9 protein-coding genes are annotated in these 16,222 nt (G+C 60.6%); 7 read left to right on the plus strand and 2 right to left on the minus strand.

Annotated elements, in window-relative coordinates; translation table 11 throughout:
- Positions 1-118: 118 nt before the first annotated feature.
- Together JW799_RS16460 and JW799_RS16465 are read right to left on the minus strand one after the other, a co-directional pair.
- The gene (locus JW799_RS16460) at positions 119-2,191 is read right to left on the minus strand and encodes a hypothetical protein (protein WP_205430711.1); all 2,073 of its coding nucleotides are present in this window, start codon (positions 2,189-2,191) and stop codon (positions 119-121) included.
- 1 nt (position 2,192) lies between these two features.
- Entirely contained in the window at positions 2,193-2,579 is a 387-nt protein-coding gene (locus JW799_RS16465) for a DUF4280 domain-containing protein (protein WP_205430713.1), read from the minus strand.
- A 227-nt stretch (positions 2,580-2,806) separates the two neighbouring features.
- On the opposite strand from JW799_RS16465, the gene JW799_RS16470 reads away from it, so the two are divergent.
- From JW799_RS16470 to JW799_RS16500, 7 genes are all read left to right on the plus strand, one after another.
- Positions 2,807-3,112, plus strand: a complete 306-nt coding sequence (locus tag JW799_RS16470; RefSeq protein ID WP_205430715.1) for a hypothetical protein — start codon at positions 2,807-2,809, stop codon at positions 3,110-3,112.
- Positions 3,109-5,547, plus strand: coding sequence for a HAMP domain-containing protein (locus JW799_RS29690; protein ID WP_205430717.1), 2,439 nt, complete (start codon positions 3,109-3,111; stop codon positions 5,545-5,547). The genes JW799_RS16470 and JW799_RS29690 overlap by 4 nt, the downstream gene beginning before the upstream one ends.
- A gap of 26 nt (positions 5,548-5,573) precedes the next feature.
- A complete protein-coding gene (locus JW799_RS16480) occupies positions 5,574-8,627 on the plus strand; it encodes a HEAT repeat domain-containing protein (protein ID WP_205430719.1) in 3,054 nt (1,017 codons plus the stop codon).
- Positions 8,628-8,767: 140 nt separating this feature from the next.
- Positions 8,768-9,907 (plus strand): glycoside hydrolase family 88 protein, encoded by a 1,140-nt coding sequence (locus JW799_RS16485; protein ID WP_205430721.1) that lies wholly within the window; start codon positions 8,768-8,770, stop codon positions 9,905-9,907.
- 115 nt (positions 9,908-10,022) lie between these two features.
- A complete protein-coding gene (locus JW799_RS16490) occupies positions 10,023-11,042 on the plus strand; it encodes a hydroxyacid dehydrogenase (protein WP_205430723.1) in 1,020 nt (339 codons plus the stop codon).
- Positions 11,043-11,057: 15 nt separating this feature from the next.
- Positions 11,058-12,392, plus strand: coding sequence for a helix-turn-helix domain-containing protein (locus JW799_RS16495; RefSeq protein WP_205430725.1), 1,335 nt, complete (start codon positions 11,058-11,060; stop codon positions 12,390-12,392).
- Between the two features lie 523 nt (positions 12,393-12,915).
- Entirely contained in the window at positions 12,916-16,125 is a 3,210-nt protein-coding gene (locus JW799_RS16500) for an alpha-amylase family glycosyl hydrolase (protein WP_205430727.1), read from the plus strand.
- Positions 16,126-16,222: the final 97 nt, after the last annotated feature.

The following is a 16,222-nucleotide window of genomic DNA, read 5'->3' on the forward strand; positions in this document are numbered from 1 at the left end:
CGTTTTTAAGAAAATGCAAAAAGAAAGGACAACGCCGAAATAGCGTCGTCCATTGCCGTTCCCGGCAAAACACTTCTGCGTCACTGACTTTGCCGGACATTCGTACCGGCGGTTTTTGTTATTCCGTACTGACGGCGCGAACGGTGGCGCGGACGGGTTTGTCCTTGTTGTACAGAACAATGACCCACTGGTCGTTCCATTTGTGCCACATTTCGTACCGCCCATCGTCCGCGGACATGCGGGTACCTTTGTTGCCGGCGGCGGACAGTTGGCCTGCCAAATCCAGCAGTACCGTCCGGTTCCAAATCCGCACTTCGGCGACGAGAAACGATTCGGGATTGTCCGGATCCGCTTCGAGCTCGAAAGAATATTGGTAAGCGCCGTAGGTCAATTCTTGGTTTGACGGCAGCGTTCCGGCGTTCGGATCGGCTTCCGCGACGGAAGCGTCTTCGTCCGCGCCGCCCGACTCCGCGCCGGCATCCGGGGAAGCACCTTCCGCGTCCGTTCCCGAAGCTTGCGGTTCGGGCGCCGTTTGCGTTTTCCCGCCGGTTACGCCGGCCTGTTCCGCGGGATCTGCAGCGCCCGGGCCCGCGGAAGCTTCGCTTTCCGCCGGGGCGGAAGCCCCGCCGGCAGCGGCGGCACGGGCCGGGCCCGATGCCGCGGCTCCGATCGGCGGCGTCGAGCCGTCGATCCCGCCTTGGTTGTCCTCGCCCGCGCCGTCTTGCGTTCCCGCAGCCGACCCGGGTTGCGCGTCCACGTCCGAACCCCCCTCCGGGCCCGCGGAAGCGTCGCCTCTCTCGCCGCCTGACGTTTCTCCGTCCACCTGCGATCCGCCGCCGTTGGCTCCGCTGCCATCGCCGCCTTCCGCGCCTCCGGCAGCATTGCCGTTAGCGGCATTTCCGGCTGCGCTGCCGCCGGAATCGCCTCCGGCAGCATCGCCGCCGCCGGATTCGCCGGCACCTCCGTCGCCGGCATCCTCTCCGCCCGCCGCCGCGTCCGCTCCGGCCGGAGCATCCGGCTCGCCGAGCAGATCTTTCAGCTTGGCAAGCGTAAGCCCCATGAACCCCTGCGGGTACAGCGCGCCATCGCGGAAATAACCTTTGTACACGACGGCCCCGTCCCCGTCGAGCAGGCTGCCGGCTCCTTCGTAGCGGTCCGAGCGAAACGAGCCCTGGTACAACGGAACGCCGTCGTCGCCGAAGGCCTGGCCCTCGCCATCCTTCAAGCCGCCGGAAAAGTTGCCGGCATAGACGGCGATGCCCTTATCGTTCATTAGCGTGCCCGCCCCATGGTATTGTCCGAGCTGGAAGCTCCCTTTGTACTTCGCGACCCCCGACGGGTAGTACTCCGTACCTTCGCCGGACAGGACGCCGCCCGCGAACGCGCCTTCGTACCGCAGCGTTCCGTCCGCCGCGTAAAGCTTGCCCGCGCCTTCGTAGACGCCGCCCGCAAACGCGCCCTCGTAAACGATCCTGCCGGCATCGTCGTAAAGCTTGCCTTCTCCTTCGTACGCGCCCTTGACGAACGCGCCGGCATATTTGACGGCGTCTTTGGCGGCGTACAGCGTGCCGTTGCCGTCATACAGCCCGCCGGCAAACGTCCCCTCGTACAAAAGGCTGCCGTCCGGGTTGTACAAAAGTCCGTCTCCGTCGTACAAATCGTTGGCAAACCCTCCGCGGTAGAGCAGCTTTCCTTCCGCATCGTACAGGTCGCCCTGTCCGGACTTGAGCCCTTTGTCGAAGCTTCCGGCGTACAGAAGCTTGCCGGCCGCGTCGTAAAGCTTGCCTTCTCCGGAGTAGAGGCCGTCTTTGAGCCCTCCGGCATAAATGACGTTGCCTTCCGCGTCCTTCACCTTGGCCGTTCCGGAAAAAGCGGCCGCCGCGGCCTTCTCCGCCGCAAAGACGGGGGTGCGGCCGAACCATTTGTCGACGAATTTCGGAGGATTAATGAAGCCGAAATAGGCGATGACGAGCGCGATCAGCGCGATCAGGACGACGAGCTTTTTCGCGATGTAGTAGCTTCCGATTCTCCAGTAGTCCGCAAGGGAACGGAGGCCGGAGCCGAGAATTCTGCGAGCCCAGCCGACAAGCCAGCGGAGAAGGAGCTTCGGCAGTCTCCCGGCCAGCCGGATCGGCTTCATGACGGTGCGTTGGAACGGCTTGATAAGCGGCTTGATGATTTGTTCGATCATTTCAAGGCACCTGTATGGTCATTTGACCGGGCTGCACGATTTGGATGACGCCTCCGAAGCTGCACATGCACTTCGACTGGTTGTTCAACGCCGGCATGTTCGCAACCAGGACGGTCGGGGAACCGGGCGCCCAAGGCGCGGCCGTGACCGGCGTGCAAGGGACCGGAGTCAACGTTCCGAATTTGGCGGCGGTCGCCGCGGCGACTGCCGGGTTGGCCATGGAGGAACACATGCCGAAAGGAGAAATGTTGACCATCGGCTTGTTGTCCATAATGTTGGCGAGCGGCATCGAGGTCAGCGTCCGATTGGCGGGAAGCACGTTCAGGATGCCGGGAGCGGCGCCGAAGGAGCATTGGAGCGCGGCACCGCCGCAGACGAATTGGCCCATGCGCAAAACCCTCGTTTCACGGAAAATTGTCGAGAAAAATCGATTTCATTTTTTATCCTATATTATATACCTTAAATTGTAATTTAGATAGGAAAATGAGTGTGTTCTGTCGAAAAGTATAGTAGGATGAGAATAGCAGAATTTGCCTGGGCCTAACGGCTTACCGCCCTTTCCTGCGGATCCGGAAGCCGGTGCCGATTCGAAAACGCGGGAGTTGGAACGTAACGATGAAAAGGTTCGCCGTATTGCTGCTGATCGTCGCCCTCGCGACCGCGGGGCTGTCCGCTTGGGGACTCGCGCAAAATAACGCCTGGCAAACGCCGCCGTGGGAGGACCGCCAGCCTCTGTCCAATCTTTCGGCCGCGGCGGCTTCGCCGGACGGGGCGCTTATCGCCATCGGCGCCTCGAAGCAGGAGATTTCCCGCTTCGATACCGAAGGCTCGCTGGAATATCGGATCCGGAACGGGAGCGAAGTCCGCAACGACTTTACCGAAGCGATCGCCGACGGCTCGGGGGCATCGTCGCGCTCGTGACGGCGCTTGACGATTACGGGCTGTACGTGGCGGAAGAACGGATCGTCCGCTACGACGCTTCGGGACGTTTGGCCCATGCGCTGTACAGCAAGCCCGGAGACGGGACGAGCAAGCGCGTCGGCCAGCTTAAGGGGTTGCAGGTCCGGGACGGCTTCGTCTACTTTTTCGAAACGGGGATCGACAGCGCCGTTCTGAAACGCGCCCCTCTGGACGGGGGAGCGGTCTCGGACGTCTTTTCGTTCACGCTGCCGGACAATCGCTATCTCTCGGAAGCGACCGGAACGGCTCCCGGCCAAATCTATTATACGACCAAGCGCGGCTCGATCTACCGGGTTTCCGCCGAAGGAACGAGCGAGCTGCTGTATCCGTTGCAGACGATGGAACGCACGCGCAAAAATTTCCCCGAAAACTTGTCGCTCGACGCCTCCGGACGCCTGCTTTTTATCGATCGGCTGCTGAACGCGGTGACGGCGATGGAGCCCGGCAATCCCGCAAGCTTGCAGGTGCTGCTGGACGACGCGGCCGTCAGGCGGCTGGCGCCCGATTCGGAAGGCTTCGAGCTCATGGATGTGAAAGCTTCGCCGGACGGGGGCTATACGGTCGTGCTTAGCGACCGCTTGCTGCTGCTCGACGGACGGATGAACGCGGCCGGCGATTTGCGGAGCACCGTTCTGTCGGGCGCGGACGTTCGAAACCATTGGCTTCTGTGGATCGCGTTCGCGATGGGAACCGCGTTTCTCGCCGTTGCGGCGCGGCTTGCGTACGTGCATCTGTTCCGGAGACGCTTCCCGCTGTTTTTAAAACAGCTGCTCGTCATCGTCCCCGTCGTCCTTGTCTGCATGATCCTGCTTTCCAACTTTATCTACAACAGCTTCGCGGCCCGCATGGAGGATCAGATGCAGAACGAGCTGCTCCTGCTTGCCCGCAACGGGCAGCAGCTGATCGACGGAGACCGCCTCGAAAGGCTCCAATCTCCCGAAGACTACGGCAACGAGGATTACAACGCGATCCGCGACAGAATGAACTTCCTGTTCGACGGCCAGGAAGCGGAACAGCGCAAAGGCCTCTACAGCACGCTGTACAAGTTCGAAGGGGAAAAGGCCTACATCATCATGGACGACGACGACGGCGTCAACATGTTCCGGCCCGCCGAAGACAGCGAGGAGAACGAGGCGGTGCGGACGCAGGGCACCGTGCTTGGCGGAAGATGGAAGGATGCCGAAGGCCAGTGGATTTACGCGCAGGGCCCCGTTTATAACAGCGCCGGGAACATCGTGGGCATTTACGAAACGGGCCGCGACCTGAGCGTGCTTTACCAGGAAAACCAAAAAATCTACCAAAGCATCATCGAAAATATCGTCATTATGACCTCGGTGCTGCTTGCCGTCATTTTGCTGCTCAATTTCTTGCTTTTGTCGTCGATCCGCAAACTTCGCCGCAAGGTGCTGGAAATGGCGAACGGGAATTGGGACGTCGAAGTGAACATCAGGAGCCGGGACGAGGTCGGCGACCTCGGCGAGCAATTCAACCGGATGGGCCGGTACATCCGGCAATATATCGCCGACATTACCGCGTTCAGCGAGGCTTCCTACCGGTTCGTGCCGCAGCAGTTTTTCCGCGCCCTCGGCAAAAAGGGCATTCTCGACATCCGCCTCGGCGACCAGGTGCAGCAGAATATGTCCGTTCTCGTCGCCAACATCCGGGGCTTTCGCCAGCTGTCGAGCACGCTGACGCCGAAGGAAAACTTCAATTTCATGAATTCGTTCCTGCGGAGATTCGGACCGCTCGTCCGCAAGGAGGACGGCCTGGTCAGCAAATACTCCGGGGCGGGCTTCATGTCGTTGTTTCCCGGCCACGTCGAGGCGGCGATCCGCTCGGCGATCGCCATCCGGCAGGAGCTTTCCGCCTATAACGAACATCGGAAAAGCTCGGGCTACGCGCCGGTGGATATCGGCATCGCCATTCACCGGGGCCCGCTCATGATGGGCATCATCGGGGAGGAAATGCGCTGGGAAGGCAACGTCATTTCCGACGACGTGCAGCGGACGGCGCTGCTGGAGCAAATGTCCGACACGCTCGGGGCATCCGTTCTCGTCACGCGGGAGTTTTTCGGACAGCTGCGCGATCCCGAGCGTTACCGCCACCGGCGGCTCGGCCGAATCCGGCCGGAAGGCATGGAGGAAGCGATCGAGCTGATCGACGTTTACGAGGGAGATCCGGAAGAGATGCGCAAAGCGAAAGACCGGACGAAGGCGTTGTTCGAACGGGGACTTGCGCTTTGCCAGGAAGGGCGTTTTTACGACGCGCGCGAAACGTTCGTGGAGGTGCTCAAGCAAAACCGCCTCGATAAGGCGGCCAAGCTGTATTTCTATCTTTGCGACGAATATTACCAAAAAGGCACTTCGGCCGGCTGGAACGGAACATTGGCGGTATAGAGCGGAACTGCCGAACGAAGAGAGCGATGATGAATTTGCAGCGATTAGGGGAACGGATGGGGCTTCGGGCGGACGACTGGCGCAAGCTGGCGCTGATCGCGCCCATTTTTCTCTTATGCGAGATTGCCGAGGTTCTGAATTACAACGGGCTGATGACGCTGTTCAACCAGCGGTTGGGCGGTTCGTTTCTTCCATACGTGTATATGGCCGAAGCCGTGCTGCTGCCGATCGAAGCGTGGGGCATGGGCGCACTCGCCGGCCGCATGTCCAAGCCGGCGTTCATGCGCTTGCAGTACGCCGCCATTACGGCCATCGTGCTGGCGAACGCGGCGGCGCTGCTTTTTTTGCGGGGGACGGGGATCGACGTTCCCTTTTATTACGCGATCCTGTTCATTACGTCGAACTTTGCGGTGCGGCAGCAGACGATGATGCTGTGGGGGCTTGCGGTCGACATCTGTCCGACGCAGCAGGCGAAGCGGGTCATGCCCGTCATCGTTTCGGCGGCGACGCTCGGCGGCATTTTCGGCGGCATCGTCACGCAGCTCGTCAGTCCGCTGGGAGCCGACGTCGTTTATGCGGCCGGACCCTTGCTTCTTCTGGCCATTTCCTTTCATTACCGCAAGGCGATCGCGCAATTTATCGTGCCGCTCGCCCTGAGCGAAACGGCGGCCGCCGAGGCGGACAAGGACGGGGCGCGTTCCTCCTCCATGCGCTATTTTCGCGGCACGCTTCGATCGCCGTTTCTGCTCGGCGTGCTCGGCATCATGACGATCATGCCGGCGTTGTTTTTTCTGGCCGAATATATGTTTATCAACACGGCTCACGGACATTATCCGGACGAAGCGGAATACGGCAGGATGTTCGGGCTCGTCTCCACCTTGCTGTTCGTTCTGGCCTTTCTGCTTCAGCTGGTATCCGGAAAGCTGACGGCACGGTTCGGAGCGAGCGGCATGCTGATCGGCATTTCGGCATTGTTCGCCGTCTTTTTCGCCGCGGCTTTCGCCTTGTTCGACACGCCGTTCGAAATGGCGGCGGCCGCGGGCGTCTATATGCTGCTTAACGTGCTCGTCTATTACTCGGCGGAGCCGTCGTACCAGATTTTTTACAAGACGCTGCCGCTGCGCGAGCGGGACGGCTTCCGGTATGCCGCCCAGGGAATGGCGTCGTTCCTCGGCCTCGTTCTCGGGGTTGGGCTGCAGCTGCTGCATGGCGGCTTCGGGTGGAGCTTTGCCGCCATGGCGCTCGCGGGAGCGGGTCTGGCCGCGGCGCTGCTGGGACTGGCCTGGGGCGTCAGGCAGCTGTACGTCAAGGCGCTGGTACATAGCGTGCAAACGATCGGCTCGGAGGAGCGGGAGCTTGCCGAGTCGCTGCGCGAGCTGGCCGGCAACGCGAGGGCGATGGCCGCCGTCCGCGCCATGCTGGACGATCCGCGGGAGGAAGCCCGGGAAATCGCGCTCGATGTTCTCGGCGCCGTTTCCGATTCCCGATACGCAAGGGAAATCGCGGACAGGCTGGGCGACGAAAGCGTCAGGGTTCGGCTTGCGGCGCTTCGGGCGCTGGATTTGTCCCGGGCGAACCTGGAAACGATGGCCAAGGCGGCGCCGATATTCGAGGACGAAGACCCCGACGTGCGCGCGGAAGCCGTCCGGAAGCTGGCGCACATGCGGCATATGCCCGAGAGGGCGTTCCATTTCTTGCGTTCGAAGCTGTCGGACCCGTCGCCGGAGGTCGTCGCCGAAGCGGTCAAGGCGCTGTATTTGCTGAAAAGCGAGAAAAGCTACGCGGCCTGCTACGAAACCGTCGGGCGCATGCTGCGCGAGGGCGGGGAGCCGGCGGTCCCGATCTGCCGGGTCGTCGGGGAGCTTGGGCTCGACCGATTTGCGCCGCAAATGCTCGAACTGCTGCGCGACGAGCATCCGTCGGTTCGGGTGGCGGCGACGCGATGCCTCGGCGAGCTTCGGCGGGTCGAAGCGCTCCCGCTCATGCTGGATCGGCTGCCGACGGCCGATCAGGAGCTGTACCGGACGACGGTGAAGGCGCTCGCGGACATGGGCGAGCCGGCCGTCGAACCGCTGAAGAGGAGCTTGGCCGAGGCCCAGCCCAAGACATGGCAGGCGGCCGTATCCGCCCTCTCCGGACTTCTTCCGGACGAGGAGGTTCGGGGCTGGCTGGCCGAGCTTGCGTCGGAGAAGCTGACCGAGCAGGAATCCGCCGCTCGTTATCCGGCGGCGCTGGAAGCGTCCGGGCATCCGGATTTGGCCGAGCTGGCGGCGCTGCGGCAGGCGGAGCTGCACGGCTCCGTCATGGACGCCGTTTGGCGGGTGCTGGAGCGGCTGACGGACGAACGGGTAGCGGGCTCCGTCCGGCGGGCGGCGGAAAGCGACGACGAGGAAATGCAAAGCAGCGGGCTGGAGGTGTTGGCGGAAGGGCTCGGCGAGCGAAGGCTGTCGCAGCGGCTTGCCGCGGTGCTGCAGAGGGAACGCGGCTTTTCCGGAACGCTGGAGGACGGGCAGGCTCTCGAGCTGATCGCCGAGGCGGCCGGTTCGAAGGACGACTGGTGGCGGGAAATCGGTCGCGAGGCTTCTTTGCGGGAAGAGGGGAGAAACGGCATGACGGACGCGAATCAAATGTTGGGTCGGCTGGGCAAAGTCGTCTATTTGAAAAAGGTGCCTTTCTTTGCGAACCTTTCCTTGGAGGAGCTCGGGCTCATTGCGAAAGCGGCCGAGGAACGGACGTTCGCGGACGGGGAGCTGCTCCTCAAGAGAGGCGAGCGCAACGACGCGATGTACGTCATTGTCGCCGGCAACGTGGAGCTGAAAAGCGTGTCCGCGGCCGGCTGGGAAGCGACGCTGGGCGTGCTCGGCCCGGGCGAAGTGTGCGGCGCCGCGTCCGCGCTGGAGGAATCGCCGTCCACGGTGACGGCGCAGGCTTTTTTCGGCGAAGCGAGCGTGCTGTCGCTGCGGCGGCAGGAGGTGACGCGACTCGTCCGGCTGTATCCGGAAATCGGCATCGGCCTGCTGCGCGCGTCGCTGTCCCGCATCCGCATTCTGGAAGAGATGATGATGCGGATCGATTCCTGATAACGGATCGAACCGCCAGCGGGTTTAAAATTCGCTTTTTCCGCGCGGCTTGATTTTTGCTCCTTGCCCGGCGTCCGAGCGGCGGCTTATAGTGGCGTTGAAGGAAGCAGCCAAATTCGGAAGAATGCGGGGTAAAAATCATGAGCGTGGAAATGAAATCGCAGCTCGGCACGTGGCTGGACGAAACGTGGGAGAAGATGAAAGCCAAAATGTCCGCGGAAGTCGAGCGGGTCGGCGACCGCATCCCGTACATCCCGGTCGACGGCAAGTACGCGGAAGACAAGGGCGAAACCGACATTTACTGGTGGACGAACGGCTTCTGGCCGGGCATGCTGTGGCAGATGTACAACGCGACGAAGGAGGAGAAGTACAAGGCGGCGGCGGAAGGCGTCGAGCGCCGGCTCGATGCGGCGCTCGAAGGATTCGAAGGCCTGCATCACGACGTCGGCTTCATGTGGCTGCACTCCGCCGTCGCCAATTACCGCCTCACCGGCAGCGAAACGTCGAAGACGAGAGGGCTGCATGCGGCCAACGTGCTGGCGGGGCGCTACAATCCCCGCGGCAAGTTTATTCGGGCCTGGAACGAGGACCGCGCCGGCTGGATGATCGTCGACTGCATGATGAACATTCCGCTGCTGTATTGGGCCGCGAGAGAAACGAACGATCCGCGCTTCGTTTATATCGCCAAGGATCACGCGGACACGACGCTGGAGAAAATCGTGCGCCCGGACGGCTCGTGCAACCACATCGCGATCCTGAATCCCGAAAACGGCGAGCTGCTGGAGCTGCCGGGCGGACAAGGCTACGAGTCCGGCTCGTCCTGGTCGCGCGGGCAGGCGTGGGCGCTGTACGGTTTCGCCCTGAGCCACCGCCATACGGGCGACGATCGCTATTTGCAAGCCGCGAAAAAAATCGCCCACTACTTCATCGCGAACGTCGCGACGACCGGTTACGTTCCGCTGGTGGACTTCCGCGCTCCGGCCGAGCCGATCTGCTACGATACGACGGCGGGCGTTTGCGCCGCCTGCGGCATGCTGCAGCTCGCCGAAGCCGTATCCGAGCTCGAGAAGCCGCTGTACGTGAACGCGGCGGTGCAAATTTTGCAGGCGACGGACCGGCGGTTCTGCAACTGGAACGTCGACGAGGACGCCATCGTAGGGAACGGAACGGGGTCCTACCACGGCCGGGACGGGGACTACGGGGTGCCGATCATTTACGGCGACTATTTCTTCATCGAGGCGCTGCTCAGGCTGAAGGAGAAGCATTTTCTTATCTGGTAACGGGTGATAAACGGAACAAAATGTTTTATAATGGCGAATAAGGGGCCGATTTCCGGAAAAGACGCGAACGCGTCCCGGGGTCGGCCCGATTATGCGTTCGGTGAGGAGGGCTAGGATGAAAGGAATTTTTTTGGCGGCCAAATCCAGTCCTTCGTTCGATTCGTCCAAATTTTACAGCATCTTCAACGAATACACGATGGAAAAGCTGTCGGAAATCATCGACATCAGTCCGTCCATCGTCGACAAAAACCGGCTGGAGGAAAATGCGCCCCTGCTTGCCCAAACGGAGCTGATCTTTTCGACCTGGGGCTTCGGGACGCTCTCGGAGCGGGAAATTCGCGAGTATTTTCCCCGGCTGAAGGCCGTGTTTTACGCGGCCGGCTCCGTCAAATATTTCGCCCGTCCCTTCTTCGATTGCGGCGTCCGCGTCTTCAGCTCCCAGGCCGCCAACGCGGTGCCCGTCGCCGAATTCACGCTCGCCCATATTTTGCTGGCCAACAAAGGCGCTCTGCGCGCCCCCCAAAGGTACAAGAAGCTGGGCTACCACGCGGCGCGAAGCTATACGGACCGGTACGAAGGCAATTTCAACGCCCGCGTCGGATTGCTCGGCGCCGGAAGAATCGGCCGGAAGGTCATCGAGCTGCTGAAGCCGTTCGACATGGACGTGTTCGTGTTCGATCCGTTTCTGTCGGCGGAGGAAGCGAAGCGGCTGGGCGTGACGAAAGCGCCGCTGGACATCATTTTCAGCACGTGCCACGTCATTTCCAACCACCTGGCGGACAACGAACAGACGGCGGGCATCGTCAACTACGACTATCTGAGCCAGATGAACGACTATACGACGTTCATCAATACCGGCAACGGCCCCCAGATCGTTACGGACGATCTGGTCGCGGTCCTGAAGGAGAACGAGACGATTACCGCCGTGCTGGACGTAACCGACCCGGAGCCGCTTCCGGCCGATCATCCGCTGTTTTCGCTCGAGAACGCTTTTGTGACGGCCCGCATTTCCGGAAGCTTCGCCGGCGAAGTCGCCCGGATGGGCGAGTACATGTGCGAGGAATGCAGGGCGTTTCTGGCCGGCGAGCCGCTGAAATACGAGATTACGCGAGAGATGCTCAGCACGCTGGGCTGACGGAGAGGGGAGTGGATGTTCATGTTGTCCGACAGCGGCGATCCGGTATCCGCGGCAAACGGCGCGGCCCCCCTCTCCGGCTCACGGCCTCCCGGCGCCGTGGCCAAAGAAATCGAAGACACGGCTAAAAAGTATATCCTTTACAAGCTTCTGCATAACGATTTCTCGACCCCGGAACATTTTCCGGCCCTGTTCGAGCGGTTCGGGATCGGATTTTCGGACGGGCGCTTTGCGGTCGCGGTCATCCGCTTCGACGATTTCCGCGAGTTCGAACCGGACCGCAGGGCGCACCGGATTTCGATTTTCAAGTTCGCGATGGTCAATATCGCGCTCGAACTGCTGGGCAGGGATTTCGCCTGCGAAGCCCTGGAAAACGGACCGGACCACGTCACGGTCATTCTGAACGGGCCGTCGTTCGGGGAAAGCCGGATGCTCCTGCTTCGAGCCAAGCTGACCGAGACGCTTGCGCAAATCGAGGAGCTGTTCCGCTTCAGCGCGAGCGCCGGAATCGGCACGGTCGCGGCGAGCGCGAGCGCGATCCGGACAAGCTATTCGAACGCCTTGACGGCGAGCGAGTATCGGATGTTTTTCGGACCGCGGTCGGTCGTCGCCTACGACGATATCGAGGATCGCGAGCTCGCGCGAATCGCTTTTCCCTACGAGGAGGAGCAGGCGCTGCTGACGGGGATCCGGCAAAACCAGCCCGAGCACGCTGCCGCGGGCCTGGACGCGTTTTTCGAAGCGGTCCGGGCCGGCAGCGCGCAGGAGGTTCGCCTGTTTTTGGCGCAACTGGGCGGATCGTTGAGCCGGCTTTCGCATTCCTCGCCGCAGGCGGAGGCGTTCGCGGAATTCGATCTGCGCGCCTTTCACCGGGATTTGCAGGGGCTGGACACGCTGGAGCAGAAAAAACGGCTGTTCGCGGACCTGCTTGTCGATCAACTGACAGCAAGGGAACAGATCGATCAGCGGAAAAAGGAAGCGCAAATGAAAGCCGCCAAGGCATTTATCGCGCAAAACTACGGCAATAGCGATTTGACGGTCGACATCGTGGCGGAGCACGTGCAGTTTTCTCCGAGCTATTTGCGCAAATTGTTCAGGGACGTCTGCCGCTGCTCGCCGACGGATTACATTTTCCATTACCGGCTGGAAGCGGCCAAACGCCTGCTGCGCGAGACCGAATATACGGCCAAGGACATCGCCGAAAAGGTCGGCTACCTGAACACCAAATATTTTTACAGCATCTTCAAAAAAAGCGTCGGCATGACGACGTTCGAGTACCGCGAGAAGTTTCGAAACGCGTCTCCAAACCCGCAAACGGGCCCCCGAAACGATACGAACGGCGTTTTATAACGAAAAAAAGGCTGCTCTGCCGCGAATTCGTCCGCGCGGGTAAAGAGGTTGCGGAATCGGCGATGAAGTCCGCGGCAATGCAAACGGCCTGAAAGCCGAGGTCCCTCGGCGCCGGAGGAAGGAGCCGGGTTCGGGGGGCTTCGCGGTCCCGAGATCGATTTTTTAAATTTCCTATGTACAATTCGGAAGAAATTGGTTATGTTTAAGTTGTTCAAGAAACGAGGCACTCCCGGGTGATTTTGTCTTGATTCGTTATCTTGAATGCGCTTCCAATTCAAATACGCCTTTTTTTACAGGGAAAGGAGGGAGAAACGAAGAACTGAAGCGCAAACCGCCCTGCTTATCCAAAGTTTTGCGATCTGCCTCGATTCGCCTCTTCATCCGGTCTCAACCCGCATGCACCCGAGATATTCGCCTTGCCAAAGCTGAACAACTTAAAAAAGAATGCAATCGATCATCGCTTTTCTTTTGCTGTTTGCGCAAACGTTTGCACAAATAATTTAAAAGCAAAGGAGATCTTATCGTGAAGCTGCTAAAAAAATCGGCATTCCTGCTTCTGGCCTTTTCGCTGGCTCTTTCGGCTTTTTTGTCGCTTGAACCCGCCAAGCCGGCTATGGCGAATGCCGCGCCGGATCCGACTCCTCCGTTCTCCTGGGATAATGCGACCGTTTATTTTGCGATGACGGACCGTTTTATGGACGGCGATCCGAGCAACAACCATTCGTATGGACGCGAGCTGGACGCGAACGGCAATCCGTACCCGAATTATAAATCGAAGGTAGGCACTTTTCACGGCGGTGATTTGAAAGGGCTTACACAAAAGATAGAAGAAGGTTATTTCAACGAATTGGGCGTCAATGCCATCTGGATTACGGCGCCATACGAGCAAATCCACGGCTGGGTCGGCGGGGAGAATTTCCGCCATTACGCCTATCACGGTTATTACGCGCTCGATTATACGGAAATGGACCGAAATATGGGCACGAAGGAGGAGATGAGGGCGTTCGTCGATACCGCCCATGAGCATGGCATCCGGGTCGTCATGGATGTCGTCCTGAACCACGCCGGCTACGAGACGATGAAGGACATGGACGAGTTCGACTTCGGCGAGCTTGCCGGGGGCTGGCAAAACTATTACTATAATCAGCCGGAATCGGCGGCTCACTACGATACGTACGCCGATTACATCGCCAGCTCCGATGCGAACCGCTGGGCCCGTTGGTGGGGGCCGGACTGGATCCGCTCAAGCTACGCGGGGTATTCCGGCTGCGGCGGCTCCGATTTGACCTTGTGTCTTTCGGGCTTGCCGGATTTCAAAACCGAATCCTCCCAAACGGTCGGCATTCCTCCGTTTCTCGCCGAAAAGTGGGGCAGCGCCAAGCTTGCGGCCGAAAACGCGAAGCTGGACGCTTTCTTCGCCCGCACCGGCAAGCCTCGCACGGTCAGCAATCATCTGATCAGCTGGCTTACCGATTGGGTCCGGGAGTACGGGATCGACGGTTTCCGCGTCGATACCGCCAAGCATGTCGAAATGCACGTGTGGAAAGCGTTGAAGGAAGAAGCGGTCATCGCGCTTCGGGACTGGAAGGCGGCCCATCCGGACAAAAAACTCGACGATCTCGATTTCTGGATGACGGGCGAAGCGTGGGGACACGGACTTGGCCGAAGCGCCTACTTCGACAACGGCTTCGATTCGATGATCAACTTCTCGTTCCAGGGCTCGGCGGGCAATCTGGCGAATTTGGAGGGGATTTATTCGAATTACGCCGCCAGCATCAACTCGGACGATTCGTTTAATATGCTGAGCTATATTTCGTCGCACGACACTTCGCTTTTTAACCGCAGCAATCTGATCAACGCGGGGACCTCGCTGCTCATGCTGCCCGGAGGCGTGCAGATTTTCTACGGGGACGAGACGGCGAGACCGCCGGTAACCGCGCCATGGGATCAGCCGACGCGGTCGGACATGAACTGGAGCTCGATCGATGCGGGCGTCTTGTCCCACTGGCAGAAGCTCGGCCAGTTCCGCAGCAAGCATATCGCCGTCGGGGCGGGAAGCCACAGGCAGCTGCAATCGTCGCCGTACGCGTTCAGCCGGACGTACAATTCCGGCGGCGTCGAGGACAAGGTGGCGGTCGTCGTCGGCGCAAGCGGAACGACTACGGTCAACGTCGGTTCGGCATTCGAGGACGGGACGACGGTAACGGACTTTTATACGGGTCAATCGGCGGTCGTCACGGGAGGCCAGGTTACCTTCGCCGCCCACGCGAACGGCGTTATCCTCATCGAAGAACCGCCGACGCTCGAAGCCCGCGTGTCGGCCTCTCCCGCCGGCGGCAGCTTCAGCACCGAAACGAAGGAAGTTACCCTGAACGTGAGAAATGCCGAAACGGGCTTCTACACGCTGGACGGGAGCGATCCGAAAGACGGCGGCATTCCGTTTGAAAACGGGCAGACGATCGCGATCGGCGCCGGCATGGAGATCGGCGACTCGGTTGCGCTGCGGCTGTACGCGGTCAACGATTTGGCCGAACATGCGAGACAATACGTTTTCACGAAAACCGAACGGAGCATCCTGACGGTCCATTTCAAAAAACCTGCCAACTGGGGAACGCCGCATTTGTATTATTATGAAACGTCGCCGGAAGTCCCGGAACCGGTCTGGACAACGTCGCCGGCAATGGTCAGCGAAGGAAACGGGTGGTATGCATATTCGATCGAGGATGCGGAAAGCGCCCGCGTCATTTTCAAGGACAACAACGGCAACCAGATTCCGGGGCGGCAGCAGCCGGGCCTGGTCCTGACCGCGGAGGGCTGGTACGACAACGGCTGGATCGCCGATCCGACGGATTCGGTTGCGCCTTCGATTCCGTCGAACGTGTCGGCGTCGGCAGCGACCGGCAGCTCCATCACGCTGATCTGGGACGCTTCGACGGACAATATCGGCGTCGCCGGGTACGAAATTTACCGGGACGGAGCCAAGGTCGGCGATGCTGCCGGCACGACGTATACGGACAGCGGACTTTCGGCGTCAACCGAATATTCGTATACCGTGAAAGCATATGACGCGGCCGGCAACGTATCGGAAGCGAGCGCGGCGGTTGCGGCCGCGACTGCAGCCGCTCCTCCGACGAACCAGGCGACCGTTTATTACAAGCGGGGATATGCGACGCCGTATTTCCATTACATGCCGGCCGGCGGCGCATGGACGGCCGTTCCGGGCCTTGCGATGGAGCCTTCGCCGAATTACGCGGGCTACAGCGTCATTACGGTCGATATCGGAACGGCGACCAGCCTGAAGGCCGCGTTCAACAACGGAAGCGGCGTCTGGGACAACAATGGGGGCCAAAATTATACGTTCCAGCAAGGGGTCTGGACGTTCGACGGCGGCAGCATCGTGTCAGGAGCGCCTGATCCGAACAGTCAAAGCCTGACGATTTCGCTAAGCGTTCCGGCCAACACCAGCGTTTCCGATTCGGTGTACATCGCCGGATCGTTCAACGGCTGGAATCCCGCCGACGGCGATTACCGGATGACGCGCAACGGCGACGGGACGTATTTCATTACGTTCGAAGTGGCGGCCGGGACGACGATCCAGTACAAGTTTACGAGAGGAACGTGGGCATCGGTCGAAGCTAACGCCAACGGCTCGGATATCGCGAACCGGACCTATACGAAAGCGGCCGGAGCGCAAGGATTAAGCCTGTCCGTGCCGCGATGGAAGGATAAATAAGGGCCGGGTCGGCTGAGCCCAGCCAATGCAGAAGGAGCCGACCCGCGACGTCGGTCGCAGGTCGGCTCGCCTCTCGAATGGTTTTCCAGAGCGGAAG

It is taken from the genome of Cohnella algarum (assembly GCF_016937515.1).
GTDB lineage: Bacteria > Bacillota > Bacilli > Paenibacillales > Paenibacillaceae > Cohnella > Cohnella algarum.

Bases quoted from the DNA above. Each gene is read 5' to 3' on its own strand.
- JW799_RS16460 (WP_205430711.1), bottom strand. From the start codon at position 2,191: ATGATCGAACAAATCATCAAGCCGCTTATCAAGCCGTTCCAACGCACC.
- JW799_RS16465 (WP_205430713.1), bottom strand. From the start codon at position 2,579: ATGGGCCAATTCGTCTGCGGCGGTGCCGCGCTCCAATGCTCCTTCGGC.
- JW799_RS16470 (WP_205430715.1), top strand. From the start codon at position 2,807: ATGAAAAGGTTCGCCGTATTGCTGCTGATCGTCGCCCTCGCGACCGCG.
- JW799_RS16480 (WP_205430719.1), top strand. From the start codon at position 5,574: ATGATGAATTTGCAGCGATTAGGGGAACGGATGGGGCTTCGGGCGGAC.
- JW799_RS16485 (WP_205430721.1), top strand. From the start codon at position 8,768: ATGAGCGTGGAAATGAAATCGCAGCTCGGCACGTGGCTGGACGAAACG.
- JW799_RS16490 (WP_205430723.1), top strand. From the start codon at position 10,023: ATGAAAGGAATTTTTTTGGCGGCCAAATCCAGTCCTTCGTTCGATTCG.
- JW799_RS16495 (WP_205430725.1), top strand. From the start codon at position 11,058: ATGTTCATGTTGTCCGACAGCGGCGATCCGGTATCCGCGGCAAACGGC.